Annotated in this window: 24 protein-coding genes; 14 read left to right on the forward strand and 10 right to left on the reverse strand. The window is 70.5% G+C overall.

Annotation, left to right across the window (positions count from 1 at the left end; translation table 11 throughout):
- Positions 1-18: 18 nt before the first annotated feature.
- A complete protein-coding gene (gene ccmA, locus ACIPQB_RS04010) occupies positions 19-648 on the forward strand; it encodes a heme ABC exporter ATP-binding protein CcmA (protein WP_446483905.1) in 630 nt (209 codons plus the stop codon).
- Complete coding sequence (gene ccmB, locus ACIPQB_RS04015; protein ID WP_446483906.1) at positions 645-1,310, forward strand: heme exporter protein CcmB; 666 nt, start codon at positions 645-647, stop codon at positions 1,308-1,310. Before ccmA ends, ccmB begins: the two co-directional genes overlap by 4 nt.
- A 182-nt stretch (positions 1,311-1,492) precedes the next feature.
- On the opposite strand, the gene ACIPQB_RS04020 is transcribed toward ccmB, so the two are convergent.
- Together ACIPQB_RS04020 and ACIPQB_RS04025 are read right to left on the reverse strand one after the other, a co-directional pair.
- Positions 1,493-2,377, reverse strand: a complete 885-nt coding sequence (locus ACIPQB_RS04020) for a DMT family transporter (RefSeq protein WP_446483907.1) — start codon at positions 2,375-2,377, stop codon at positions 1,493-1,495.
- Positions 2,378-2,417: 40 nt separating this feature from the next.
- Entirely contained in the window at positions 2,418-2,768 is a 351-nt protein-coding gene (locus ACIPQB_RS04025) for a DUF3147 family protein (RefSeq protein ID WP_446483908.1), read from the reverse strand.
- 133 nt (positions 2,769-2,901) lie between these two features.
- On the opposite strand from ACIPQB_RS04025, the gene ACIPQB_RS04030 reads away from it, so the two are divergent.
- Genes ACIPQB_RS04030 through ACIPQB_RS04045 form a run of 4 tightly spaced genes read left to right on the forward strand, consistent with a single transcriptional unit; the run spans position 2,902 to position 4,945 of the window.
- A complete protein-coding gene (locus tag ACIPQB_RS04030; RefSeq protein ID WP_446483909.1) occupies positions 2,902-3,477 on the forward strand; it encodes a Spy/CpxP family protein refolding chaperone in 576 nt (191 codons plus the stop codon).
- 41 nt (positions 3,478-3,518) lie between these two features.
- Entirely contained in the window at positions 3,519-4,265 is a 747-nt protein-coding gene (gene ccmC / locus ACIPQB_RS04035; RefSeq protein ID WP_446483910.1) for a heme ABC transporter permease CcmC, read from the forward strand.
- A gap of 3 nt (positions 4,266-4,268) precedes the next feature.
- Entirely contained in the window at positions 4,269-4,436 is a 168-nt protein-coding gene (ccmD, locus tag ACIPQB_RS04040; protein ID WP_446483911.1) for a heme exporter protein CcmD, read from the forward strand.
- On the forward strand, positions 4,433-4,945 hold the full coding sequence (locus ACIPQB_RS04045; protein WP_446483912.1) for a DsbE family thiol:disulfide interchange protein: 513 nt from the start codon (positions 4,433-4,435) through the stop codon (positions 4,943-4,945). Before ccmD ends, ACIPQB_RS04045 begins: the two co-directional genes overlap by 4 nt.
- A 61-nt stretch (positions 4,946-5,006) precedes the next feature.
- Here the strand turns inward: ACIPQB_RS04045 and ACIPQB_RS04050 are convergent, their stop codons facing one another.
- Positions 5,007-5,342 carry a glycine zipper 2TM domain-containing protein gene (locus ACIPQB_RS04050; RefSeq protein WP_446483913.1) on the reverse strand — a complete coding sequence of 112 codons (336 nt, stop codon included), beginning with the start codon at positions 5,340-5,342 and terminating at the stop codon, positions 5,007-5,009.
- A gap of 212 nt (positions 5,343-5,554) precedes the next feature.
- Here ACIPQB_RS04050 and ACIPQB_RS04055 point away from each other — a divergent pair, with 212 nt between their 5' ends.
- Positions 5,555-5,824 (forward strand): hypothetical protein, encoded by a 270-nt coding sequence (locus tag ACIPQB_RS04055; protein ID WP_446483914.1) that lies wholly within the window; start codon positions 5,555-5,557, stop codon positions 5,822-5,824.
- Positions 5,825-5,826: 2 nt separating this feature from the next.
- Here the strand turns inward: ACIPQB_RS04055 and ACIPQB_RS04060 are convergent, their stop codons facing one another.
- The 5 genes from ACIPQB_RS04060 to ACIPQB_RS04080 all read right to left on the reverse strand — a co-directional run bounded on the left by ACIPQB_RS04060 (position 5,827) and on the right by ACIPQB_RS04080 (position 10,948).
- Positions 5,827-7,140 carry a bifunctional folylpolyglutamate synthase/dihydrofolate synthase gene (locus ACIPQB_RS04060; protein WP_446483915.1) on the reverse strand — a complete coding sequence of 438 codons (1,314 nt, stop codon included), beginning with the start codon at positions 7,138-7,140 and terminating at the stop codon, positions 5,827-5,829.
- Between the two features lie 148 nt (positions 7,141-7,288).
- Complete coding sequence (locus ACIPQB_RS04065) at positions 7,289-8,218, reverse strand: acetyl-CoA carboxylase carboxyltransferase subunit beta (RefSeq protein WP_446483916.1); 930 nt, start codon at positions 8,216-8,218, stop codon at positions 7,289-7,291.
- An 11-nt stretch (positions 8,219-8,229) separates the two neighbouring features.
- Positions 8,230-9,057 (reverse strand): tryptophan synthase subunit alpha, encoded by an 828-nt coding sequence (trpA, locus tag ACIPQB_RS04070; protein WP_446483917.1) that lies wholly within the window; start codon positions 9,055-9,057, stop codon positions 8,230-8,232.
- A 13-nt stretch (positions 9,058-9,070) separates the two neighbouring features.
- Positions 9,071-10,291, reverse strand: coding sequence for a tryptophan synthase subunit beta (trpB, locus tag ACIPQB_RS04075; protein ID WP_446483918.1), 1,221 nt, complete (start codon positions 10,289-10,291; stop codon positions 9,071-9,073).
- 15 nt (positions 10,292-10,306) lie between these two features.
- Positions 10,307-10,948 carry a phosphoribosylanthranilate isomerase gene (locus tag ACIPQB_RS04080; protein WP_446483919.1) on the reverse strand — a complete coding sequence of 214 codons (642 nt, stop codon included), beginning with the start codon at positions 10,946-10,948 and terminating at the stop codon, positions 10,307-10,309.
- Positions 10,949-10,997: 49 nt separating this feature from the next.
- On the opposite strand from ACIPQB_RS04080, the gene relB reads away from it, so the two are divergent.
- The 3 genes from relB (at position 10,998) to ACIPQB_RS04095 (ending at position 12,611) form a co-directional block, all read left to right on the forward strand.
- Positions 10,998-11,234 carry a type II toxin-antitoxin system RelB family antitoxin gene (gene relB / locus ACIPQB_RS04085; protein ID WP_446483920.1) on the forward strand — a complete coding sequence of 79 codons (237 nt, stop codon included), beginning with the start codon at positions 10,998-11,000 and terminating at the stop codon, positions 11,232-11,234.
- Positions 11,209-11,484, forward strand: a complete 276-nt coding sequence (locus ACIPQB_RS04090) for a type II toxin-antitoxin system RelE/ParE family toxin (RefSeq protein WP_446483921.1) — start codon at positions 11,209-11,211, stop codon at positions 11,482-11,484. Before relB ends, ACIPQB_RS04090 begins: the two co-directional genes overlap by 26 nt.
- A gap of 149 nt (positions 11,485-11,633) precedes the next feature.
- Positions 11,634-12,611, forward strand: a complete 978-nt coding sequence (locus ACIPQB_RS04095; RefSeq protein WP_446483922.1) for a glucokinase — start codon at positions 11,634-11,636, stop codon at positions 12,609-12,611.
- A 314-nt stretch (positions 12,612-12,925) separates the two neighbouring features.
- Here the strand turns inward: ACIPQB_RS04095 and ACIPQB_RS04100 are convergent, their stop codons facing one another.
- Together ACIPQB_RS04100 and ACIPQB_RS04105 are read right to left on the reverse strand one after the other, a co-directional pair.
- Positions 12,926-13,843 carry a hypothetical protein gene (locus tag ACIPQB_RS04100; protein WP_446483923.1) on the reverse strand — a complete coding sequence of 306 codons (918 nt, stop codon included), beginning with the start codon at positions 13,841-13,843 and terminating at the stop codon, positions 12,926-12,928.
- A gap of 218 nt (positions 13,844-14,061) precedes the next feature.
- On the reverse strand, positions 14,062-16,350 hold the full coding sequence (locus tag ACIPQB_RS04105) for an NADP-dependent malic enzyme (protein WP_446483924.1): 2,289 nt from the start codon (positions 16,348-16,350) through the stop codon (positions 14,062-14,064).
- Positions 16,351-16,589: 239 nt separating this feature from the next.
- Here ACIPQB_RS04105 and dapB point away from each other — a divergent pair, with 239 nt between their 5' ends.
- Genes dapB through ACIPQB_RS04125 form a run of 4 tightly spaced genes read left to right on the forward strand, consistent with a single transcriptional unit; the run spans position 16,590 to position 21,295 of the window.
- Positions 16,590-17,387, forward strand: a complete 798-nt coding sequence (dapB, locus tag ACIPQB_RS04110; RefSeq protein ID WP_446483925.1) for a 4-hydroxy-tetrahydrodipicolinate reductase — start codon at positions 16,590-16,592, stop codon at positions 17,385-17,387.
- 38 nt (positions 17,388-17,425) lie between these two features.
- Positions 17,426-20,704: an intermembrane phospholipid transport protein YdbH family protein gene (locus ACIPQB_RS04115; RefSeq protein WP_446483926.1), complete on the forward strand. Its 3,279-nt coding sequence runs from the start codon at positions 17,426-17,428 to the stop codon at positions 20,702-20,704.
- A 35-nt stretch (positions 20,705-20,739) separates the two neighbouring features.
- Positions 20,740-20,916: a YnbE family lipoprotein gene (locus tag ACIPQB_RS04120; RefSeq protein ID WP_446483927.1), complete on the forward strand. Its 177-nt coding sequence runs from the start codon at positions 20,740-20,742 to the stop codon at positions 20,914-20,916.
- Positions 20,917-20,929: 13 nt separating this feature from the next.
- Positions 20,930-21,295 (forward strand): YdbL family protein, encoded by a 366-nt coding sequence (locus tag ACIPQB_RS04125; RefSeq protein ID WP_446483928.1) that lies wholly within the window; start codon positions 20,930-20,932, stop codon positions 21,293-21,295.
- Positions 21,296-21,431: the final 136 nt, after the last annotated feature.

Here is a 21,431-nt window from a genome sequence, read left to right on the forward strand (position 1 = left end):
CATGAGAGCTTCCGGCCTATGTTGAGAACTATTCGCATCAAGGACTTAAGTCTTGTTCGCGGCGAACGGCGGCTGTTCTCGGGCCTGGACCTGGAGCTTGCGGCCGGAGAGGCCGTGGCGCTGACGGGGCGCAACGGCGCCGGCAAGACCAGTCTTCTGCGGGCGGTGGCCGGACTGTTGCGGCCCATCGACGGGGCGATCACTTTCGAAGGCGCGGCCGGCGCTCTGGAGGCCGAGGCCGCCCGGGCCGAGGCCCTGCACCTGGTCGGCCACCATGACGGCCTGAAATCGATCCGCTCGGCCTGGGAGGAGCTGCTGTTCCAGGCCCGCTGGACCGGCGGTTCCGAGGCCTCGGCCCGGGCCGCGGCCGCCCGGCTGGACCTCAATCGCCTGCTCGACCTGGAGGTCCGCCGGCTGTCGGCCGGCCAGCGCCGGCGGGTCGCCCTGGCCCGGCTGCTGGCCAGTCCCCGGACGCTGTGGCTGCTGGACGAGCCGATGGCCCCGCTGGACGCCGGCCACCGCGAGGGCTTCGGCGCCCTGATGGCCGAGCATTTGGCGGGCGGCGGCATGATCCTGGCGGCGGTGCACGATCCCCTGCCCGTGCCGTGTCGGGTCGTGGAGATCGGCGCCCAAGGAATGCAAGGATGAGGGCGTTCCTGATCCTGCTGCGCCGCGAGCTGGCCCTGGCCTGGGGGCGCGGCGGCGGGCCGCTGCTGGCCCTGGCCTTCTACGCCTGCGTCGTCACCCTGCTGCCGCTGGCCGCCGGCCGCGCCCCCGAGCGCCTGGCCAGCCTCGCCCCCGGCATCGCCTGGCTGGCCCTGGCCCTGGCGGCGTTGCTGTCGCTGGAGCGTCTGTTCGAGCGCGACTTCGAGGACGGGGCGCTGGACCTGCTGGCCCTCGGTCCAGCCCCCCTTGAGGCGGTCGCCGTCGCAAAATGCCTGGCTCACTGGCTGGCGGCCGGCGCGCCGCTGGCCCTGGCCGCCCCGATCGCCGCCCTGGCCCTGGGGGCCTCGCCGGCCATCATCCCGCTGCTGATCCCCTGCGCCCTGGCCGGCGGCCTGGCCTTCTCGTTCCTCGGCGGCCTGGGGGCCAGCCTGGCCCTGGGCAGCAAGCGCGGCGGCCTGCTGGTGGCGGTGATCGTTCTGCCGCTCTATGTGCCGCCGGTGATCTTCGGGGCCGGCGCCCTGGACGCCCTGGCCGGCGGCCTGCCCTGGACCGGCGGCCTGCTGCTGCTGCTGGCCTATTCGGCGGCGGCGGTGGCCCTGGGTCCGCTCGCCATGGCGGCGGCGTGCCGGAACGCGCTGGACTGAGCAAGCTCCACCCTCAAATCGTCATCCTCGGACTTGTTCCGAGGACCCCTCGCCCCGCTTCCCCAGGCGTGGCCGGAAGGGCACGGTCGCCACAGCGGCCACAGCGGAGAGGTCAGCGGGCCTGAAACAGGGGTCCTCGGAACAAGTCCGAGGATGACGGTTGAAAGGGGAACGCGCCGCCCCTAGATCGGCCCGGCGCTGGCGCAGACCGGGGCCTCGCGCTTCTCGCCCAGCACCACGATGAAACTGCCGGCGATGATCAGCAGGCCGCCCAGCCCCAGGGCGAGGCTCAGATGGTCGCCGAACAGCAGCACGCCGATGCTGGCGCCCATCAGCGGCTCGATATTGATGAACACCCCGGCGCTGGCGGCGTCGACCCGGGCCGAGCCGAACTGCCAGGCGGCGGTGGCCAGCAGGGTGGCCAGCACGCCCTGGCCGACGATGGCGGCCCAGACCAGCGGGCTGAGGTCCAGTTTGGGCGGGCCGTGCATGACCAGGGCGATCGGCAGGACCGTCAGGGCGGCGATGACGATGGTCACGGCCGGAATGGCCATCGGCGTCGGCGCCGGCGGCGCCCGCCGCAGGGTGATCAGCCAGGCCAGGAAGATCAGCAGCGAGCCCAGCGACAGGGCCACGCCCAGCGGCGAGCCGGCCCCGTCCGGCTTGCCGGCGATCAGGGCCGCGCCGAGCGTGGCGGCGACCACCCCGACCCACGAGGCCGGGCTGACCCGGTCGCCCAGGAGCCTGGCGCTGACGGCGATCAGGGCCGGCATGGCCCCGACCAGCAGGGCGGCCAGGGTGACGCTGACATGGGCCAGGCCCTCGAACTGCACCATGAAGGCCACGCCGTAGAAGGCGCCGGCCGCCAGCACCACCGGCGAGCGGAACAGGGCCCGGGTCTCGGCTCGCGCCAGGGCGAAGGGCAGGGCCGCCACGGCGGCGACGGCGAACCGCAGCAGCACCATGTGGGCGGCGTCGGTCTCGGTCAGGATGAACTTGCCCAGCGGGAAGCCCAGGCCCCAGCAGGCGCCGGAGAGGGCAAGGGCGAGGAAGGCGATGCGTTTCATGCGGGCCTCTTGCCGGAGTTCGGGATCGGGCGATAGGCGGCTAGAGCTTCAACCCGAACCTTGGCCCAACGGCGGTCATCAGCAGATAGAGCCCGATCGTCACGCCGCAACCTGTCAGCAGCGCCGGCCAGAAGCCGATTCCGCGCCGCAGCAGGGCCGGCACCAGCAGGAACATCGGCAGCGACGGCAGCACGTACCAGAAGGTCGCCTCGACATGGGTCGCCATCCGACCGACATCATGGGTGTCGCGCCACAACCAGATCATGCCGAGGATCGAGATCAGCGGCAGCGACGCCACCAGGGCCCCGAAGCCGGGCTGGCGTCTGGCGATTTCCGACACCAGGGCGATGATCACCCCCGAGGCGGCGGCCTTGATCAGCAGATAGAGCATGGGCGGATCCCTCTTGTGCGGACGGCGGAGGAGCTTGTCCGTCAATCCTGCAACATTCGCCAAGATTTCTGACATTCCAGCGTTACATGCACAGCTGAGCAATGCCCCGATGATCGTTCACGGGAGCAAGACCATGCACTCCACGCCGCGCCGCCTCGCCCTGCTGGCCGGGGCCGCCGCCCTTCTCTGCGTTTCGGCCGCTGTCGCCCAGGACGCGCCGCCGCCGCCCGGTCCGCCGCCGATGATGGAGGACGGCCCCGGCGCCCCAGGCGGCCCGCCGATGATGATGATGCACCGCCATCGCGACCCGGAAGCCCGCGCCCAGCACCTGCGCGACGTGCTGCAGCTGCGCCCCGACCAGGACGGCGCCCTGAAGGCCTATCTGGCCGCCACCGAGCCCAAGGCCTGGGGCAAGGACGACGACAAGAATGGCCCGGACATGAAGCCGGCCGCCGACGGCCCGCCGCCGCGCCTGACCACCCCCGAACGCCTGGACCGCGAGGCCGAGCACCTGGCCCGCGCCACCGAAGCCTTCAAGGCCCGCGCCGCCGCCACCCGCACCTTCTACGCCGCCCTGTCGCCCAGCCAGCAGAAGGCTTTCGACGCTCTGGGCCCGATGCTCGGCGAGCATGGTCCGATGCTCCGCCGTATCGAGGTGCGCCGGATGAACGGCGCCCCGCCAGCCTCCGGCAGGCGCAAACCCAGCTGACGACGATTGCGGGCGCTCCTCAGTCATTCTAATGCACCCAGATGGGCGCCCGTGATCCTCACCATCCGCTGGACTTCCTGACCAACCCCGAACGGTTCATGGCCTTTTCGCGGTGGGCCGCGCCGCTGCTGGGCGTGATCGCCGGGGCGCTGGGCGCGATCGGCCTGGTGCTGACCTTCGCCGCGCCGGAGGACTACCAGCAGGGCGACACCGTGCGGATGATGTTCATCCACGTGCCGGCCGCTTCGCTCAGCCTGTTCGTCTATCTGTGCCTGGGGATCGCCAGCTTCCTGGCCCTGGTGTTCCGCCACGCCCTGGCCGACGCCGCCGCCGTGGCCTGCGCGCCGCTGGGCGCGGCCTTCACCGCCCTGGCCCTGGCCACCGGCTCGTTGTGGGGCAAGCCGATGTGGGGAACCTGGTGGGTGTGGGACGCCCGCCTGACCTCGGTGCTGGTGCTGCTGCTGTTCTATCTCGGCTACCTGGCCCTGCGTTCGGCGCTGGAGGACGAGCAGAAGGCCGCCCGCGCCGCCGCCATCCTGGCCCTGGTCGGCCTGATCAACCTGCCGATCGTCAAGTTCTCGGTCGAGTGGTGGAACAGCCTGCACCAGGGCAGCTCCACCCTGTTCGCCAAGCCGGGCAACGGCCTGCCGGCGGTCTATGCCTGGCCGATGCTGGTGATGAGCCTGGCCTATCTGGCGGCCTTCGGGGCCCTGTGGCTGGTGCGCATCCGGGCCCTGGTCTGGCGGCGCAAGGCCCGGACCCTGGCGCTGCAGGTCGCGGAGGGCTAGCCGATGCATTTCGATTTCGACGCCGGCAAATACGCCGTCTATGTCTGGCCGGCCTTCGCCCTGACCGCCGCCGCCTTCGTCTGGATGGTGGCCGACAGCCTGGCCGCCGCCCGCCGCTGGCGGCGCGAGGCCGAGCGCCTGCAGGCGTTGCGCGACGAGGCCCGGCGGTGAGGCGCTGGATCGCCCTGGCGCCGCTGCTGGTGCTGGCCGCCCTGGCGGCGCTGTTCGCCGGCTATGCGCTCAAGCACGACCCGCATGTCCAGCCGCACGCCCTGGTCGGCAAGCCGGTCCCGGCCGTGACCCTGCCCGACCTCGACAGCGGGGCGATGGTGGCGGTCCGCGACGCTCCGGCCGGCCCCCGGTTGATCAATTTCTTCGCCTCCTGGTGCGCGCCCTGCCGGTTCGAGCAGCCGCAGCTGATGGCCTTGAAGGCCCGCGGCGTCACCGTGGTCGGGATCGCCTACAAGGACGACCCGGTGAAGACCCAGGCGTTCCTGGACGAGCTCGGCGATCCGTTCGCGGTCAAGCTGGCCGACCGCAACGGCCGGGCCGGCGTCGAGTTCGGCGTCACCGGCGTGCCGGAGACCTTCGTGGTCGGCGCCGACGGCGTGATCCTGGCCAAGCACAGCGGCCCGCTGACCGAGGCCGACCTCGAGGATCTGCTGAAGACGCTGCGCTGAACGGCGAAAGGCCCGGACGGCGCGAACCGTCCGGGCCTTCCAAGGTTGTGGAGCCTCAGCCTTAGCAGCGATGGCCCTTGCCGACCTGGCTGCCGACATAGGCGCCGGCGCCGGCGCCCAGCAGGGTGCCGGGGGTGCGGTTGCCGTTCGACACCGCATTGCCGATCAGCGCGCCGCCGAGCGCCCCCAGGACCGCGCCGGTGGCCTTGCCGCGCTTGCGGTCCGAGCGGCAACGGTCATAGCGGTCGTAGCGGCTGTCATAACGGCTCTCATAGCGATGGTGGTCGCGGTAATAGTGGCGCTCATGAGCCGAGGCGAGGGTCGGCGCGGTCGTCAGGCTCAGGGCCGAAGCGGCGGCGGCGATCATCGAGATCGTGGTCTTGGCGGCGGTGTTCATCGGGTGTCCCTTCCGGTGTCCGAACTTGAAATCGACCGGCCGCCCTGCCCCGACCGGGGCGACCTTGCAGACACCCTACGTGCATCGGCCTGAACGGTTCCGGGGGCGGTCCTTCATCTGGCGTTCAGCTTTCCACCCCGCCAAGCTGCGGCCATTAACCGCGTGTTGACCATGCTCGCCGACCTTGCATTAACCATGATAGAGTCGCGTTCATGAGCACGATCCGCCCCGCCGGCCTGCCCGCCGTTCCGCAGAGACCCGCCTCGGCGCCGGCCTCAACCGGCGGCGCGCGCGCGGCGGCGTTCTTCCAGGCCGCGGTGGCCGACGCCGCCCCGACCCGGCCGACGGCCCCGCCGATCGCCGTCCAGCTGCAGACCCAGGCCCAGCCGCAGCGCCAGGCGCCGCCCCGTCCCTTCGTCCAGCCGGCCGAAGCGCCGCAGAAGGTCCTGCGCCCCGGCTCGCTGCTGAACATCCTGGTTTAGCCTCAGGCCGGCCAGGTCTCCGGGCTCATCGCCAGCACCTCGCCGGCCAGGTACAGCGAGCCGCAGATCAGCACGTGCGGCGTCGGCGTGATCGCCAGCGCCTTTTCCAGCGCATCCTCGACGCCGTCGCAGGCCCGGGCCCGCAGGCCGGCCAGTTCGGCCGCCGCCGCGGTCTGGGCGGCGCTGGCGGCGGCGTGGCCCTCGAAGGTCACGCTGAACACCTTGGCCCCCAGCGGCGCGAACGGCGCGAAGAAGCCCGTAGCGTCCTTGTTGGCCAGCAGGCCCGAGACCAGCGCCACCGGGCGGCCGTCGCGGGCGGCCAAGTCGCCCAGGGCCCGGGCCACGGCCCGGCCGGCGTGCGGATTGTGGCCGCCGTCCAGCCACAGGTCGGCCCCGGCCGCCCGGGCCCGCTCGGCCAGGGGACCGACCGTCAGCCGCTGGAAGCGGGCCGGCCAGGTGGCGCCGGCGACGCCCCGGGCGATAGCCGCCTCGTCGATGCGCGGATCGCCGAGCGTGAGGATTGCGGCGACGGCCAGGCCGGCGTTGGCGAACTGGTGGTCGCCCGGCAGCGCCGGGGCCGGCAGGTCCAGCAGCTGGTCCGGCATCTGCACCAGCAGCCGGCCGCGTTCGTTCCAGGCGTCGAAGTCGCGGCCCATCACGGTCAGCGGCGCCTCGGCCAGGTCGGCCTCGCGGTCGATCACCGCCTCGGCCTCCTCGGCCTGGCGGGCGCTGACCACGGGGCGACGGGGCTTGATGATGCCGGCCTTCTCCTGGGCGATGGCCGCCAGGGTGTCGCCGAGGAACTCACGGTGGTCGATGTCGACCGGGGCGATGACGCTGACGGCGGGCGTCACGACATTGGTGGCGTCCAGCACCCCGCCCAGCCCGACCTCGACCAGGCACAGGTCGGCCGGGACCTCGGAAAAGGCCTGCAAGGCGGCGGCGGTGGTGATCTCGAAAAAGGTGATCGGCAGGCCGGCGTTGGCGGCCTCGACCCGTTCGAGCACATCGGCCAGGTGATCGTCGGCGATCAGGGTCCCGGCCAGGCGGATGCGTTCGGAAAATCGCACCAGATGCGGCGAGGTGAAGACGTGGACCTTCAGGCCGGCCGCCTCGGCCATGGCCCGCAGATAGGCCACGGTCGAGCCCTTGCCGTTGGTGCCGGCCACGTGGATCACCGGCGGCAGCCGGTCCTGCGGATCGCCCAGGGCGGCGCACAGCCGGCGCATGCGGTCCAGCGACAGGTCGATCAGCTTGGGATGCAGCGCCTGCAGCCGGGCGAGCGCGGCGTCGTGGACGCGGAGGTGGTCGGTCATCCATTCAACCTTCCCTCCCCCTTGCGGGGAGGGTGGCCCCGAAGGGGTCGGGTGGGGTTCGGTGCAGGGTGTCTGAGGGGCGGTGGGCCCCACCCACCAGCTTCGCTGGTCCCCCCTCCGCACGAGGGGGAGGGAAAAGCGTTCCGGCTTACGCCGCCTTCAGCCCACGGCCCATCATCAGCGTGCCGAGGATCGAGCCCAGCACCGCCGGCAGCTCCTTGCGCGGGGTGACGCGGTCGACCATGCCCTTTTCGACTAGGTATTCCGAGCGCTGGAAGCCCGGCGGCAGGGTCTCGCGGATGGTCTGCTCGATGACCCGCGGGCCGGCGAAGCCGATCAGGGCCCCCGGCTCGGCCAGGTGGACGTCGCCGAGCATGGCGTAGGAGGCGGTGACGCCGCCGGTGGTCGGGTCGGTCAGCACCACCACATAGGGCAGGCCGGCGTCCTTCATCTCGTTGATGGCCAGGGTGGTGCGGGCCATCTGCATCAGGGACAGGGCCCCTTCCTGCATGCGCGCGCCGCCGGCGGCGGTGAACACCACCAGCGGGACCTGGCGGGCGATGGCGGCGTGGGCGGCGGCGATGAAGCCCTCGCCGGCGGCCATGCCCAGCGAGCCGCCCATGAAGGCGAAGTCCTGGACCAGGGCCACGGCGTCGACGCCGCCGACCTTGCCATAGCCGATGGCCATGGCGTCCTGCTCGCCGGTCGCCTTGCGGGCGGCGGCCAGGCGGTCCTTGTAGGACTTGCCGTCGGAAAACTTCAGCGGATCCTCGAACACGGCCGGAGTCGGCAGCACCTCATAGACGCCGTCGTCGAAGGTGAACTTGAAGCGCAGCTCGGGACCGATGCGCATATGGCGTCCGGCCGGGGTGACCCACAGGGCCGCCTCCAGGTCGGAGCGGTAGATCATCTCGCCGGTGTCGGGGCACTTGACCCACAGGTTCTCGGGCGTCTCGCGCTTGGTGAAGGCGCCGCGCACGCCCGGCGCGATCCGCGACAGCCAGCCGCCGCGGCGGCCCTCGGCCTGCGCCTTGGTCTTGTCGCCCTTCTTGGGGCCCTGGGGTTCAGCCATCGCCATAGCCTTTAGCCTCACGCCGTTCCGAGTCGCGCCGATCGCACAGCCTTAGCCAGCTGCGACGCCTTGGAAAGAACCTTCTCGGTCACGTTTTCGTTCAACTTGGCCGCCGACTCAATTTCGTCCACCAGGGCCGAGCCGACGACCGCCGCGTCGGCGACGCGGGCCACGGCGGCGGCCTGGTCGGGGGTGCGGATGCCGAAGCCGACGGCGACCGGCAGGCCCGAGGCCGCCTTGACCCGCGCCACGGCGGGGGCGACGTCGCCGGCCTCCGCCGACTTGACGCCGGTCACCCCGGCCACCGACACATAGTAGACGAAGCCCGAGGTGCGGCGGACCACGACCGGCAGGCGGGCGTCGTCGGTGGTGGGCGTGGCCAGGCGGATCAGAGCGACGCCATTGGCCTCCAGGGCGTCGGCCAGCGGGTCGGCCTCCTCGGGCGGGCAGTCGACGACGATCAGGCCGTCGACCCCGGCCGCGGCGGCCTCGCGGGCGAAGACCTCGAAACCCTTGTTCAGCAGCGGGTTCAGATAGCCCATCAGGATCAGCGGGGTGTCGGCGTCGCCGGCGCGGAAGGCGCGGGCCAGGTCGAGCGTGCCGTTCAGGGTCATCTGGCCGGCCAGGGCGCGCTGGCTGGCGCGCTGGATGGTCGGGCCCTCGGCCATCGGGTCGGAGAACGGAAAGCCCAGCTCGATCAGGTCGGCGCCGGCCGCGGGCAGGCCCTTGAGGATCTCCAGCGCCGTGGCGGCGTCGGGATCGCCGGCCATGACATAGGCCACGAAGCCGGCCCGGTTCTCGGCCTTCAGCGCCGCGAAACGGCGGTCGATACGGTCTTTGGTCAAAGTCGCTCTAGCCCTAGATCGTCCGCCCGAGGGCGTCGGCCACGGTGAAGATGTCCTTGTCGCCCCGGCCCGACAGGCACAGGACGATCACCCCGCCCTCGCCGATCTCCTTGGCCAGCTGCGGCAGCTTGGCCAGGGCGTGGGCGCTTTCCAGGGCCGGGATGATGCCCTCGAGTTCGGCGCACAGCTGGAAGGCCTTCAGCGCCTCGTCGTCGGTGCAGGTCAGGTACTGGGCCCGGCCGACGTCGTGCAGGAACGAGTGTTCCGGACCGATGCCAGGATAGTCCAGCCCTGCCGAGATCGAGTGGGCGTCGAGGATCTGGCCGTCGTCGTCCTGCAGCAGGTAGGTCTTGTTGCCGTGCAGCACGCCGGGGCGGCCGCCGGTCAGCGAGGCGGCGTGCTTGTCGGTCTCCAGGCCGTGGCCCGAGGCCTCGACGCCGTAGATCTTGACGCTCTCGTCGGCCAGGAACGGGTGGAACAGGCCGATGGCGTTGGAGCCGCCGCCGACGCAGGCCACGACCGCGTCGGGAAGCCGGCCCTCGGCCTCCTGGATCTGCGCGCGGGCCTCGGTCCCGATCACCGCCTGGAAGTCTCGAACCATGGCCGGATAGGGGTGCGGCCCGGCGGCCGTGCCGATCATGTAATAGGTGTCGTGGACGTTGGTGACCCAGTCGCGCATCGCCTCGTTCATGGCGTCCTTCAGGGTCGCCGCGCCCGAGGTCACCGGGCGGACTTCCGCGCCCAGCAGGTTCATGCGGAAGACGTTGGGTTTTTGCCGGGCGACGTCGACCGCGCCCATATAGACCACGCAGGGCAGGCCGAAGCGGGCGGTGACGGTGGCGCTGGCCACCCCGTGCTGGCCGGCGCCGGTCTCGGCGATGATCCGGGTCTTGCCCATGCGCTGGGCCAGCAGGATCTGGCCCATGCAGTTGTTGATCTTGTGCGCGCCGGTGTGGTTCAGCTCCTCGCGCTTGAAATAGATCTTCGCGCCGCCCAGGTGGCGGCTCAGGCGCTCGGCGAAATAGAGCGGGCTCGGCCGGCCCACATAGTGGGTCAGGTAGCCGCGCAGCTCGGCCTGGAAGCTCGGGTCGTTCTTGGCCTCGGTATAGGCCCGGTCCAGCTCCAGCACGAGCGGCATCAGGGTCTCGGCCACATAGAGGCCGCCATAGTCGCCGAAGCGGCCCTTGGCGTCAGGATAGGCCGACCAGTCGTTGGGTTTTGCAGGCACGTTCACGGGGCCTTCCGAACATCAGGCGCGTTTGACGGCGTCCAGGAACGCCGTGATCAGAGCCGGGTCCTTTAGGCCGGGACCCCGTTCGACGCCAGAGGAAACGTCCACCAGGGGCGCGCCGGAGGCCTGGATCGCCTCGCCGACGTTCCACGGGTCCAGCCCCCCGGCCAGGAAATGCGGCCGCGAAAACCGCCGGCCGGCCAGCAGGCTCCAGTCGAACCGCGCGCCCGTGCCGCCGGGCAGGGCCGCGCCCTCGACCGGCCGGGCGTCGAACATCAGGTGCTCGGCGACCGTCTCGAAGGCGCTCGCCTGGTCGACGTCGGCCGAGGTCGACACCGAGAAGGCCTTGATCACCCCGGCCCCGGAGCGGGCGGCGATCTCGCGGACCCGCGCGGGGGTCTCGCGGCCATGCACCTGGATCAGGTCGGGCTTCAGCGTCGCCATCAGCCGGTCGACCAGAGCGTCGTCGGGGTCGACGGTCACCGCCACGGTCTTCATGGGCGTCTGGCGGAGCGGCGCGACCAGCCGGGCGGCCGCCTCCGGCGCCAGGTTGCGCGGGCTCTTGTCGAAGAACACGAAGCCGACGAAGGCCGCGCCGCCGTTGACGGCGGCGGCGACGGTCTCGGGGGTCGACAGCCCGCAGATCTTGGCCTTGGTCATGGCGGGGAGTTAGGGCGCATCCGGCCCGGGAACAAGCGTTCAGTGCGTTTTGCGCGGTTCGGCGGCGCGTGGTAGCCTGGCGGCCATGACCGCTCACTCAAAGATCGAGTCCGAGTTCGCGACGCCGGAAGACGCCGAGGCCTATGACGGCTGGTTCCGCGCCAAGGTCCAGGCGGCGCTGGATGATGACGGCCCGACCGTCCCGCACGAACAGGTCATGGCCGAGATGCGCGCATTGATCGAAGAAAAAAGACGCGCTGATGGCCAAACTCGTCTGGCGAAATAAAGCTCGCCAGGACGTTCGGCGGATTATCGCTCATATCGCCGAGGACGACCCAGACGCTGCGGAGCGGCTCGGCGATCAGATTGAGGCGACCGCGCGCCGGCTGCCGAGGTATCCGCGACTGTATCGAACCGGCCGGGTCCCTGGGACGCGTGAAGCCGTCGTGCATCCCAACTACATCCTCGTCTATCGCCTTATTGATGATGGGATCGAAGTGCTCGCCGTCCTTCACGCCCGCCAGAATTACCCGTGAGGAAGCGCCGCTCGGCGCGAAATCGATCGTCGCGGCAGGCAGGGCGAAAAGCCGCAGACCTTCGCATCCGCCGTTGGTATATCGGTAAGGACCACAGCCCCAGCATGGGCCGGTCGGCGCCGGGAGCCGCCGAGGATCAGGGGACGCGTATGAGTATGCAGGTGCTGCTGGGCGAGGCTGACGGCAAGACCGTGGTTCTGGCGTTGGCGCCGGCCGGAGGCCTGCCCTGGACGCGCCAGACCTTCCCCTGCGCCACCGAGGACGAACTGGTCGCCGCAGTCGGCGACTTTCTGTACGACAGCGGCGGGCCCGACATTTCCGGCGCGGCGTTCTGCGCCCCGGGGCCGACCATCGACGGCGAGCTGCAGCTGACCCGCCATCCGCTGCGCCTGAACCGCGAGCGCCTGGCCGCCGCCTGCGGGGTCAGCGGCGTCAAGCTGGTCAACGACTTCCTGGCCCGGGCCGCGGCCATGCCGCTGCTGTCCGACGACTGGCTGGAGCCGATCGGCCAGGCCCGGCCGCAGCTGGCCGCGGCGGCCGCCGCCATGGGACCGATCGCCGGCGACGGCCTGGGCATGGCCATCCTCAATCCCGACGGCTTCGTGGGCTGGAGCGCCTCGCCCGGCGAGGGCGGCCACGCCGACCTGCCCGCCGCCGACGACCGCGAGGCCGAGGTCATCTCGATCCTGCGCCGCCAGCACGGCCACGTCTCGGCCGAGACGGTGCTGACGATCGACGGCCGCCGCGACATCCACCGCGCCCTGGTCCTGCTGGCCGGCGGCCCCGACGCGCGGCTGGAGGCCGACGCCATCCAGGCCCTGGCCCTGGCCGGCGACCCGATCGCCCGTGAGACCTTCCGGCTGCTGTCGGCCTGGCTGGGGGCGGTGGCCGGCAACCTGGCCCTGATCGCCGGGGCCCGCAGCGGGGTGTTCATGTTCAGCCCGTTCGTCGAGAGCTGGGGCGAGCTGTTCGACCGCGGCCTGTGCCGGACCCGCTTCGAGGCCAAGGACCGCATGGCCGCCTACCTGGCCGACATCCCGCTCTACCTGGTCGGCTCCGCCGACAGCGGCCTGCTGGGCCTGTCGGCCCTGTGCCAGCCGAGCGGGCCTTCGCCGCTGTTGGGGTAAACGGGCGGCGGTCCGGCCGGCCGGGATCACCGGTAACCCCCTCGCCCGGCTGGACCGCCCGCGGCGGCCAGGCCGCGCCCTGAAATCCATGGTGGCGAGCTTGCTCTGGGGTCTGACCGTGTCAAGGATCGCCTCCGGCGACCGCGCCGCGGCGGCCCGGAGGGCCGTCCTTGACACGGTCAGACCCCAGAGCTCCAATTCCACCAAGGGTTTCAGGACGTGGCGTCATCCGCTGAGGGGCGGATGACCTGTTTCGTCTCAAACGGCGCAGCTCGTGAAAGCTGCGCCGCTGACAGTTGTAAATAGGATAAGGCTCAGCTCAGTGCTTTTGGTGCGGCGAAAGCATCCAGCGCAGCAACGGCTGCTGGCGCTGCGAGCTGGCCCGACCTCACCTTATCCTCAAGGTAACGAGGCATCCGGTTTTTGACGTATTCGTCTCGCACCCATTTGCGAAATTCTCCTAGCGCATCGTCTGGGTAACAATAAGCCGGTTGGGGATTTGATGCTGACTGCGGGAAATAGTTCGGATAGTTATGGTTGTAGCGGATGCGATCTCCATAAACTATGTCGAGATGTTCGTCTTTCCAGTGCTTAGCCCAAGCCATGCCAACGCTAATATCTGGAATAAAATCTTTTCCAAGATTGGCGCCGCCGCGGATCATCGTGACAAATAGGTCTGCTATTTCTTTGAATATGCTGAAATACCCAGCCGGAACGGTGTGATATGAGAGGGATACCCTGTCATGAAATTGTTGCCAGGCAACGTTAGCAGCGCCGGTAGGATTGTATCCCACTTGGGCATAGATAAAATCATTGAATCCCTTTCGCGCTAGGGTTCGGTAACTTTTAGATGCCGTATCGCTTTCAGACCGCGCTTCGAAAGCATAATATTCAAGAATAGCCATGCATACCGCAGCCGGAACGGTGTGATGAATGGTTCCGTTTCTGTTTATCGCAATGAAGGCGATGCTGTCGTCAGCTCCCTGAGCTCTCACTAGCTCCCGGATCTTTTGCTCACGAGGCTTTAGCGGAACCTCCAACCAATCGTTGGTAATGCGAATAATCATTGTGTGGTCGACACCACACATCCGAGCCAGACCGCGCAGATTCAGAAAGGGAGTGCCGTCGCTCAGCACGCCCATGCCAACCCCGTCGACCTCTCGCTCGACGGTGATTTGCAAATCCAGGCGCAATTGTTCAGGGGTGGTGGTGAGGGGGCTGCTTGGAGCCATAATTTTCTAGCCTTTTCAAGTGGTTGGGGTGGTGCCCAACTTGGCTAGACGCAGTCTTCCCAATACTTACTATCGGGGTTGCACAAGAGCGGGTCGGCCAAGCTGATCCGGAGCCGAGTCGTCATGGGAAACCATGGCGACTCGGATCGAATAGCTGAAGCTACACCTCTACCGCGACTTTGGCGAATCTCGTTCGACGAATGGTGGTGTGCGCCCCCCTACTCCGCCGCCCCCGCGTCCCCCGACCCCTCGTACGCCGCCATCATCGCCATGTTGAGGATCTTCGACACCGAGGCCGACAGCGGCGCGATCTGCACCGACTTGCCCAGGCCCAGCAGCACCGGGCCGATCACCGTCGCCCCACCCAGGGACTGGACCAGCTTGGTGGCGATCGAGGCCGAGTGGATGGCCGGCATGATCAGGATGTTGGCGCTGCCGGTCAGGCGCATGAACGGGTAGCTTTGTCTACGCTCAGGGTCCAGGGCCAGTTCGGGCGGCATCTCGCCCTCATATTCGAAGTCGACGTCCATCTCGTCCATCATCGCCACCGCCTCGCGGACCTTTTCCGAGCGCACGCCCATCGGGTTGCCGAAGGTCGAATAGCTCATGAAGGCCACCCGCGGCTTGAAGCCCAGGCGGGAGACGGCGCGGGCCGCCTCGCAGGCGATCTCGACCAGCTCCTCGGCCTCGGGCAGCTCGGTGACGTTGGTGTCGGCGACGAACACCGTGCGGCCCTTGGCCAGCACCACGGTCATGCCCATGATCCGGCCGCCGGGGGCGGGGTCGACGACGCGCAGCACCTCCTCGAGGGCCTGGTCGAAGCTGCGGGTGACGCCGGTGACCATGCCGTCGGCCTCGCCCATGGTGACCATCGAGGCGGCGAAGCTGTTGCGGTCCTGGTTGATCAGCCGCTGGACGTCGCGCTTCAGATAGCCCTGCCGCTGCAGGCGCAGATAGAGGGCGTCGACATAGTCCGGGTTGCGGTCGGACAGGCGGGCGTTGACGATCTCCAGCCCGACGGTGGCGGGGTCGAGCCCGACCACCTGCATGTTCTCCTGCACCAGGTTCTCGCGGCCGCAGAGGATGGCCTTGCCGTAGCCGCCGGTCTGGAAGGCGTAGGCGGCGCGGATGACGCTGGGCTCCTCGCCCTCGGCGAAGACGATGCGCTTGGGATTGGCCAGCACCGAGCCGGCGATCTTCTGCAGGAAGCCGGCGGTGGGGTCCAGGCGCTGGGCCAGGCTGGCGCGGTAGGCGTCCATGTCCTCGATCGGCTTGCGGGCCACGCCGGTGTCCATCGCCGCCTGGGCGACGAACGGCGGCACGTACCAGATCAGCCGCGGGTCGAAGGCCGAGGGGATGATGTATTGCGGGCCGAACTTCAGCTGGCGGCCGTGATAGGCGGCGGCGACCTCGTCGGGCACGTCCTCGCGGGCCAGCATGGCCAGGGCGTTGGCGCAGGCGATCTTCATCTCGTGATTGACCCGCCGGGCCCGCACGTCCAGGGCGCCGCGGAAGATGTAGGGAAAGCCCAGGACGTTGTTGACCTGGTTGGGATAGTCGCTGCGGCCGGTGCCCATGATGGCGTCCTTGCGCACGGCGTGGACCTCCTCCGGGGTGATCTCCGGATCGGGATTGGCCATGGCGAAGATCACCGGATTGGGGGCCATGCTGGCGATCATCTCAGGGGTGAAGGCGCCCTTGGCCGAAAGACCGAGCAGCACGTCGGCCCCCTTGACCGCCTCGGCCAGGGTGCGCAGCGGCGTGTCGACCGCGTGGGCGCTCTTCCACTGGTTCATGCCCTCGGTGCGGCCCTGGTAGAGCACGCCCTTGCTGTCGACGGCGATGCAGTTCTCGGCCTTGACGCCCATGGCCTTGATCAGCTCCAGCGAGGCGATGCCGGCCGCGCCCGGGCCGTTGAGCACGACCTTGACGTCCTCGATGCGCTTGCCGGTGATGTGGCAGGCGTTGATCAGGCCGGCGGCGCAGATGATCGCCGTGCCGTGCTGGTCGTCGTGGAACACCGGGATGTCGAGCAGCTCCTGCAGCTCGGTCTCGATGCGGAAGCATTCGGGGCTCTTGATGTCCTCCAGATTGATGCCGCCGAAGGTGACGCCGATGTTCTTGACCACCGTGATGATCTCGTCGGCATCCTTGGAGCTGATCTCGATGTCGATGGAGTCGACGTCGCCGAAGCGCTTGAACAGCACCGACTTGCCTTCCATCACCGGCTTGGAGGCCAGGGCCCCCAGGTCGCCGAGGCCGAGGATGGCGGTGCCGTTGGAGATCACCGCCACCAGGTTGCCCTTGGAGGTGTAGTCGTAGGCGGCGTCCGGGTTCTTGGCGATGGCGTGGACCGGCACGGCGACGCCGGGGGAATAGGCCAGGGAAAGGTCGCGCTGGGTGGCCATGGGCTTGGTCGCCACGATGGCGATCTTGCCGGGGGTCGGGTAGCGGTGGAAGTTCAGCGCTTCCTCGTCCGTGAAGGTCTTCTTCTCCGCGTCGCTCATCCCGCGTTTCCCTGTCCTGCAAGTCAGTCGATGAGGCGCGGCGGACAATGCGACGCGCCCTTATGATCGGCGCACCGTAGCGACGCGGCCTCGCCGTCACAACCTCGCGGCCGATAAGTTTGCGCGCAAACGCTTGTTCTGCTTGACGTTGCGAGAGTGATGGCGGCCTGCGAGCGGCCTCCGCCATTGACCTGAGGGGGCCTGTCAGGAGACTACCGCAGCGCTGCTTGGAGATCGCCGTGAGCCAGACCCACCCCGCCGTCAACATCGCCGTGGCCGGCGCCCAGGGCCGGATGGGCCAGGCGGTGGCCCGGGCGCTGGAGGGTCGGCCCGACGCCGTCCTGGCCGCCCGCTTCGGCCGTCCCGGCGCGACCGCCGCCGGCCTGGTCCCGCGCGCGGCCGCCCTGGCCGCGGCCGAGGCGGTGATCGACTTCACCTTGCCCGAGGCCTCGGTCGACCTCGCCGAGGCCTGCGCCGCCCTGGCGGGCGACGGCCGGCCCGGGCCAGCCCTGATCCTCGGCTCGACCGGGTTCTCGCCCGAGCAGTCGGCGCGGATCGCCGCGGCAGCGGGCAAGATCGCCATCGTCCAGTCCGGCAACTTCTCCTTGGGCGTCAACATGCTGCTGGGCCTGGTGCGCCAGGCCGCCGCCGCCCTGCCGGCCGCCGACTGGGACATCGAGGTGTTCGAGGCCCATCACCGCCGCAAGGTCGACGCCCCCTCCGGCACCGCCCTGATGCTGGGCCAGGCCGCCGCCGCCGGGCGCGGGGTGGCGCTGGACGCCGTCGCCGACCGGGCCCGCGACGGCCTGACCGGCCCGCGTCGCGAGGGGGCGATCGGCTTCTCGGTGGCGCGCGGCGGCGGCATCGTCGGCGAACACAGCGTGATCTTCGCCGGCGAGGACGAGGTGCTGACCCTGTCGCACTCGGCTCGCGACCGGGGGCTGTTCGCGCGCGGGGCCATTGCGGCGGCGATCTGGGCCCGCGGACGGCCGCCGGGGCTCTACGACATGCAAGATGTGCTCGGTTTTGAAAACTAGGACTCACAAATGCCGCCTCTTGCGGCATTGTGCCCCCGATGGCCGAGCCCCCGCCCGACCCCCAGCCTGACGCCCAGCCGTCCCCCCCCGTCCGCCGGTCCCGCCGGGGGGCGCTGCTTGACGCCGGTCTGGAGGCGATGTCGCTGGCCGCCCTGGCCTTCGTCGTCGTCGGGTTCTCGGCCTATGCCGGCCGCCGCGAGATCAGCCGCGAGCTGGCCCTGGCCTGGCTGGAGGACAAGGGGGTCGAGGCCTCGCTTGAGCTCGATGACCTGGACGCCACCGGTTTCGCCGGCGCGATCCGCCTGGGTCCGGAAAACGCCCCGGTGTTCTCGGCCGAGCGGATCGAGGTGGCCTACGACCTGACCTCGCCCTGGAGCGGCGGCCGGTTCGCGCTGAAGACCCGCGCCATCCGCCTGGTGCGGCCGCGGCTGGACGTCGGCCTCGACCAGAACGGCCTGCACTTCGGCGCCCTGCAGTCGCTGATCGACGAGGCCCTGAAGGCGCCCAGCGAAAAGACCCCGGGCCCGGCGATCCTGATCGAGGACGCCCGGGTGCGGCTGCGCACGCCCGGCGGCGCGGCCCGGCTGACCGGCGACGCCAGCCTCGACGACGGCAAGCTGCTGCGCTTCGACGGCCGGCTGGGCGCGATGCACTACGCCGCCAAGGACCTGTCGTTCGACACCGACGGGGTGCTGGTCAAGGCCCGCAAGCGCGGCGACCGGCTGACCCTCGACGCCAATCTCGACCTGCGGACCCTGAGCGCCGGCGGGGTCGACCTGACCGACGCCCAGGGGACCCTGCAGGCCGACATCGCCTATCCCGACCTCGAAAAGCTGTCGGTCGCCGGCCCGGCCGACCTGCGGCTGGCGCTGCGGGCCCGCGGCGCGGACCTGGACGCCACGGCCCTGGGCGACGTCGAGGCCACCCTGGCGGTCACCGGCCTGCTGAGCGGCGACCTCAAGCGCGGCGGCCTGACCGGCCATGTCGGCCTGCATGCGCGCGGCGCGCGCCTGACCGCCCCCGCCCTCGACGGCCGCGACCTCGTCGCCGACCTCGACCTGACCAGCCTGGCCCTGACCTATGATCCGTCCGGCGCCCGCGGGGCGGCCCGCACGCGCCTGGCGGCCACGGCCGAGAAGGCGGTGTCCGGCGGCGCGGCCCTGTCGCGGGCGGCGGTCGAGATCAACGCCCCCAGCCTGACGGCGGTCTCCGACGCCCGCCGCCGGTCGGTCAGCGGGCCGGTGTCGGTCAGCCTCGGCGGCGGCCGCATGGCGTTCGGCGGCGTGGCGCTGTCCAGCGTGGCGGCCAGCGCCCGCGGCCGGTTCTCGGCCGGAACCGACGGCTTGACCGCGGCTCTGGACGGCCAGGCCGGGGCCGACGGCGCCGTGACCCGTCCCGACGCCGAGCGCCTGACCGCCGCCCTGCCCAATCCCGACTACGCCAAGGCCGCGGCCCAGGCCCTGTCGCGATTCGAACTGTCGGCGCCCAGCCTGAGGCTGGCGGCCCAGGACGGCCAGACCCGCCTCTATCTTTCGCGTCCCGTGGCCCTGACCGCCGCGACCGGCGCCAAGGCGACGCTCAGCGCACCGGGCGGTCCCCTGGTCGCGGCGGCGACGAACGGGACGGCGGGCGGCGCCCTGGCCCTGGCGGTGGGCGGCGGGGGTCTGCCCGACCTGACCCTGAAGGCCCCCGACTGGCGGTGGGCGGCGGACGGCCTGGCCAGCGACGTGGTCCTGGCCGGGACCTTCGACATGCCGCCGGCGCGAGGCGTCTCGGCGACCCTGGCCGGCCAGGCCCGGCTGAGCGGCGACGTATTCAGCTTCCGCCTGCCCCGCTGCACGCCGGTCACCGCCCGGACCTGGGAGATGGGCGAGCCGCCGATCAGCCAGGTCAAGCTCGACCTCTGCCCGACCGCCGAGCCGCTGCTGCGGGCCGCCGGCGGGGCCTGGCGGGCCTCGGCGCGCCTGACCGGCGGCGAGGGCCTGATCAATGTCGCCGAGGCGCGAGCCGAGGGCGTCGCCGCCACCTTCACCGGCGGCGGCCGCGGCGGCTTCGACGAGGCCCAGGTGCGGGTGACCGCCGCCCGGCTGGTCGATGCGGCCGCGGTCAAGCGCTTTGAGCCGGTGTCGGTCACCGGCTCGATCGACCTGGCGCGCGGCCAGTGGACGGGCGGCTTCGATGCCGCCACCCCCGCGGGCCACCCCCTGGGCCGGATCGCCGTCCATCACGATGTCGCCGCCGAACGCGGCGAGGCCCTGATCGACGCCTCGGCCCTGACCTTCGCCAAGGGCGGCCTGCAGCCGGCCGAGCTGACGCCCCTGGCCCAGTTCGCCCGCGAGGCCGAAGGGCCCGCCGCTTTCACCGGCCGGTTCGCCTGGGCCGGCGAGACCATGGTCAGCGACGGCAAGGTCTCGACCGGCGGCCTGAACTTCAAGAGCCCGCTGGGCCTGGTCGCCACGCTGCAGGGCCAGGTGGCCTTCACCAGCCTGGCTCCGCTGACCAGCGCCCCGGACCAGACCCTGAAGATCGCCCGGATCGACGCCATCGTGCCGGTGCAGACGGTCCAGTCGGCCTTCACCCTCGGCCCCGAGGCCCTGCACGTGCAGTCGACCACGCTGGAGGCGGCCAAGGGCCGGATCTCGATCGAGCCGATCGACGTGCCGCTGGACGGCAAGGGCGTGCTGAAGGGCGTGATCAATATCGAGCACCTGGACCTGGGCGAACTGGTCGCCGGCTCGTCGATGGCCGACAAGGTCAAGGTCGAGGCGATCGTCGACGGCCGCCTGCCGTTCGAACTGGGTCCCGACGGCTTCCGGTTCCTCGACGGCAAGGTCTATGCAACCCAGCCAGGCCGGGTGTCGATCGCCCGCGAGGCCCTGACCGGCGTGCAGGCGGGGCAGGGGATGGTCGATCCCAACGATCCGCTGACCGTCAAGGAGGCCGCGCCGGTCAACGCCATCCAGGACTTCGCCTACCAGGCCATGGAGAACCTCCGTTTCGAGACGCTGGAGGCCGGGGTCAACAGCACCGACAAGGGTCGGCTGGGCGTGCTGTTCCACATCAAGGGCGAGCACGACCCGAAGGTGGCCGAAAAGGCCAAGGTCGGCTTGATGGAACTGCTGAACGGCAGCGCCTTCCAGCGCCGCATTCCCCTGCCCGCCAAGACGCCGGTCGACCTGACGCTGGATACGTCGTTAAACTTCAACGAGCTGATCGCCGCGGCCAAGCGCACCTGGGAGGAGGCCCAGGCCCGCGCAACGCCTTCGGCGGCCGTCGCGCCGCCCCCCGCTCCGCGTTCAGACGCGGTTCAGCCTTGAAACCGCAGATTTCCCAAGAACTGGAGACACGCACCATGAAGCGCGCCCTGATCCTTCCCCTCCTCACGGTGGGCGCCCTGGCGGCGTGCACCCCGACGGTCCGGGTGAAGGTCGACCCGATCAACATCTACGCCAAGCTGGACGCCAACGTGCGCGTGCAACTGGACAAGGAAGTCCAGTCCGCCATCCAGCAGAACCCCAACCTGTTCTAAGAGAGGAACCGACATGATCCGCAAGACTATGACGGTCCTGGCCCTGGCCGCTTCGCTGGGCGCCGCCGTGGGATTTGGGGCCCTTCCGGCCCTGGCCCAATCCGCCGCCGCCAAGGCCACAGTCGACGCCGGCAAGGCGGCCGGCACGGTGGGCGAACAGGCCGACGGCTTCCTGGGCGTGGTGTCCGGCGGCGACGCCGACCTGCGCGCCGCGGTGGCCGAAATCAACGCCGGCCGCGCCGCGGTCTACAAGGACACCGCCGCCAAGACCGGCGTGACGGCCGAAGCGGCCGGCCAGGCCACCGCCAAGCAGCTCTACGCCCGCCTGACCCCCGGCCAGTACTGGAAGCCGCTAAACGGCGGCTGGACGAAGAAGTAGGAACGTCGCGGCGGGGCGCGCCTGAGCGCGTCCCCGTCGCCCATCTTGAACCCGCGGTCGTCCGTCGCCACCTAAGGTCCACGTCGTGAGGCCAGGCGCCGATCCCGGGCCTGGTCTTCGCGCACGAAGTCGCTTG

It is taken from the genome of Caulobacter sp. LARHSG274 (assembly GCF_052871235.1).

Bases quoted from the DNA above. Each gene is read 5' to 3' on its own strand.
- ccmA (WP_446483905.1), top strand. From the start codon at position 19: ATGTTGAGAACTATTCGCATCAAGGACTTAAGTCTTGTTCGCGGCGAA.
- ccmB (WP_446483906.1), top strand. From the start codon at position 645: ATGAGGGCGTTCCTGATCCTGCTGCGCCGCGAGCTGGCCCTGGCCTGG.
- ACIPQB_RS04020 (WP_446483907.1), bottom strand. From the start codon at position 2,377: ATGAAACGCATCGCCTTCCTCGCCCTTGCCCTCTCCGGCGCCTGCTGG.
- ACIPQB_RS04025 (WP_446483908.1), bottom strand. From the start codon at position 2,768: ATGCTCTATCTGCTGATCAAGGCCGCCGCCTCGGGGGTGATCATCGCC.
- ACIPQB_RS04030 (WP_446483909.1), top strand. From the start codon at position 2,902: ATGCACTCCACGCCGCGCCGCCTCGCCCTGCTGGCCGGGGCCGCCGCC.
- ccmC (WP_446483910.1), top strand. From the start codon at position 3,519: ATGGGCGCCCGTGATCCTCACCATCCGCTGGACTTCCTGACCAACCCC.
- ccmD (WP_446483911.1), top strand. From the start codon at position 4,269: ATGCATTTCGATTTCGACGCCGGCAAATACGCCGTCTATGTCTGGCCG.
- ACIPQB_RS04050 (WP_446483913.1), bottom strand. From the start codon at position 5,342: ATGAACACCGCCGCCAAGACCACGATCTCGATGATCGCCGCCGCCGCT.
- ACIPQB_RS04055 (WP_446483914.1), top strand. From the start codon at position 5,555: ATGAGCACGATCCGCCCCGCCGGCCTGCCCGCCGTTCCGCAGAGACCC.
- ACIPQB_RS04060 (WP_446483915.1), bottom strand. From the start codon at position 7,140: ATGACCGACCACCTCCGCGTCCACGACGCCGCGCTCGCCCGGCTGCAG.
- ACIPQB_RS04065 (WP_446483916.1), bottom strand. From the start codon at position 8,218: ATGGCGATGGCTGAACCCCAGGGCCCCAAGAAGGGCGACAAGACCAAG.
- ACIPQB_RS04080 (WP_446483919.1), bottom strand. From the start codon at position 10,948: ATGACCAAGGCCAAGATCTGCGGGCTGTCGACCCCCGAGACCGTCGCC.
- ACIPQB_RS04090 (WP_446483921.1), top strand. From the start codon at position 11,209: ATGGCCAAACTCGTCTGGCGAAATAAAGCTCGCCAGGACGTTCGGCGG.
- ACIPQB_RS04095 (WP_446483922.1), top strand. From the start codon at position 11,634: ATGAGTATGCAGGTGCTGCTGGGCGAGGCTGACGGCAAGACCGTGGTT.
- ACIPQB_RS04100 (WP_446483923.1), bottom strand. From the start codon at position 13,843: ATGGCTCCAAGCAGCCCCCTCACCACCACCCCTGAACAATTGCGCCTG.
- ACIPQB_RS04105 (WP_446483924.1), bottom strand. From the start codon at position 16,350: ATGAGCGACGCGGAGAAGAAGACCTTCACGGACGAGGAAGCGCTGAAC.
- ACIPQB_RS04115 (WP_446483926.1), top strand. From the start codon at position 17,426: ATGGCCGAGCCCCCGCCCGACCCCCAGCCTGACGCCCAGCCGTCCCCC.
- ACIPQB_RS04120 (WP_446483927.1), top strand. From the start codon at position 20,740: ATGAAGCGCGCCCTGATCCTTCCCCTCCTCACGGTGGGCGCCCTGGCG.
- ACIPQB_RS04125 (WP_446483928.1), top strand. From the start codon at position 20,930: ATGATCCGCAAGACTATGACGGTCCTGGCCCTGGCCGCTTCGCTGGGC.